Annotated in this window: 2 protein-coding genes and 1 pseudogene; all 3 read left to right on the top strand. The window is 37.2% G+C overall.

The genetic code is table 11. The features are described 5' to 3' along the window. Nucleotides 1–1,075 (top strand): RHS repeat-associated core domain-containing protein (locus C7Y70_RS20325; protein ID WP_135476821.1); only part of this gene is annotated, 1,075 nt, incomplete at its 5' end. A 79-nt stretch (nucleotides 1,076–1,154) separates the two neighbouring features. Then, on the top strand, nucleotides 1,155–1,706 hold the full coding sequence (locus C7Y70_RS20320; protein ID WP_135476819.1) for a hypothetical protein: 552 nt from the start codon (nucleotides 1,155–1,157) through the stop codon (nucleotides 1,704–1,706). 223 nt (nucleotides 1,707–1,929) lie between these two features. Beyond that, nucleotides 1,930–2,007: pseudogene (locus tag C7Y70_RS20315) on the top strand (Mobile element protein); the annotation flags it as partial. Between the last annotated feature and the right edge of the window lie 412 nt (nucleotides 2,008–2,419).

Here is a 2,419-nt window from a genome sequence, read left to right as displayed (position 1 = left end):
CGCACGGGTATTTACCGACCACAACGGCCAAGTTGAAGCGGTACGAAACTTCGACCCATTTGGTAAACCACGCTTAGCAAATGGCGGGTTGAAGCCGTATGGTAATTCAAAACTAGGTGATTTAGAGAATGCCAAAACGCGAAGAGGCTTTACCGACCTCGAACATTTAGATAATGTAGAGCTGATCCATATGAACGGTCGGGAGTACGATTATAACCTTGGCAGATTTATGTCGGTAGACCCCGTTATTCAAAGCCCAACGAATAGCCAGAGTATTAACCCCTATTCGTATATTATGAATAATCCGCTCAGTGGCACTGACCCTACAGGTTATACCGCCGAATGTAATGGTAGTGGCGTATGTGATATCGGCAATATAAAGATGGATGACGTTGAAAATGTTCAAGTTACCAAAGATGGCAATATGGTTGTCAATACTAAAGATGGTAATTCATATCAAGTTGAGTCAATAAATGGGGCTGATGCGAAAGGTGCATTTACATCAGCGTATAATGTTGGGAAGTCTCCAGATATAATGTCTCAATCTAATATCAATAAATCATCTCCAACACCAAGCGGAGGACAAAGTTCAGGTGGTTGCGGGGGGGCTCTTAGTGCAAGTGTTGCTATTTGTGGTGTACTACCTCCGCCTCCTGTAGCAGGAATGAGTGATGTTACAGGTCAAGCTGATAGAAATAAACGAATGGCGGATGGCGTTGATAATGTATTAGATGCTTATTCAGATGCTCAGCAAGCAAACAAACAGTTGTTACTTGCTGCTATCTCCTATATGCGTAATGGTGGTTTATCTGAAAAATTACGAAAGGAGTTAGAGTCAATTAATCAAGATAAACCTGGTGATGGTTATGAAGCTCATCACATTATTCCTAGAAATGGATTCAAGAACTTAGATGGGGGGATTATCACAGAAGGAATGAGGCAACTTTTACAACAACATGATATTGGTATCGACAGCGCTACTAATTTGATTTGGTTACCTAAAAATGAAAGTGCTCGTATTGCAGGGGATAGGAGTGTAGCTCATGGTGTCGGGCACCGTCATCAGACATTATGAGCTGTAAATCAAAGAATTCAGTTAGGTGCTGCAGTGGGTGGAAAAAATGGAATAATAACTGCTTTAGAAAGTATAAAAAATGATTTTAGAAATGAAGTTATATATGAGTAATGTATATAAATTTTCACCAGAAAATGAAGATGATTTTATCATTCCAACTGATCCTGAAGATACAAACTTACTGTTATCTACTGTCTTATCAGTACAAAACCCAATACCATGTGAAAAAATAGTTCAAGTTGAACTAAAGGGAAGTCAAAAGTTTGTTAATAATTCCTTTCTATGGCTTCATCCTAATTGTATTGTATGTGATTCAATTGCTTACGAAAAAATACGTGGCTTTATAAGTGGCTGTGGGGCTTGGTCGAAGTTAATACTAAAAGATGAACCTCTTTATATTTTTACAGTGACAAAAGAAATAGATGCACTCAATGAGGATGATTCTGAATTTGTTGAGATGAATGGGTTTAAACTTGATGTTAAGCGTTATAGTTTTAATTCTTTTAATGAGTGTGAAAGTCCTATTTTTCTTCTAAGCAATATGAAAGGTCATTATCCATTAATGTCTGGCTACTTTGTTGAAAAAATAAAAGAACTAAACATATCGGGGCTTAAATACCGGTTACTATGATCATTCATTAATTTTAATACTTAAGCTTTTTTCAGTTTATTAAAGTTAATAATTGCACAACTGACCCCAGTAGAAGAGCGCACTTGCTAGCAGCGGGCCGTGCAATCTGTGTCAGTGCCACCAATTAGTGGAAGAATAAATAAAAAGACACCCACCCTAAAGTTTGTATTTTTTATTTTTTCAACTAACTTTCAATTAGTGCAAAAAACAAACAGGGTGATACATGGCTACTGCAAGAAAACGTCAAGTAAGTTTGACAGATACAAAATATTATTACTGTATTTCACGTTGCGTTCGGCGAGAATAAACAAGACACCCATCTTAAATTTCACTATATAGAATTTAATAAGAGAATAAACAAGACACCCATCTTAAATTTCTCACGTATACCTATGATGGTGCAAGTTATGGCTTAGGGCAGTTAAATCAAGCTTCAGGTAATGGCATTACCAAAACATTTGCCTTTGATAACCGCGGCCGACCAACCACACAAACGATTAATGATGATGATAAATCCTATACCACAACGACCTTCTATGATGCTAACTATGGCCGAATAAAAGGACTTCGTTATCCAGGCGAGAATAAACAAGACACCCATCTTAAATTTCACTATATAGAATTTAATAAGAGAATAAACAAGACACCCATCTTAAATTTCTCACGTATACCTATGATGGTGCAAGTTATGGCTTAGGGCAGTTAAATCAAGC

Source organism: Pseudoalteromonas sp. KS88 (genome assembly GCF_004766475.1).
In the GTDB taxonomy this organism is placed as follows: domain Bacteria; phylum Pseudomonadota; class Gammaproteobacteria; order Enterobacterales; family Alteromonadaceae; genus Pseudoalteromonas.
This window is presented reverse-complemented; position numbering and strand designations above follow the sequence as displayed.

Coding starts and splice junctions, on each gene's coding strand:
- C7Y70_RS20320 (WP_135476819.1), top strand. CDS start 1,155: ATGATTTTAGAAATGAAGTTATATATGAGTAATGTATATAAATTTTCA.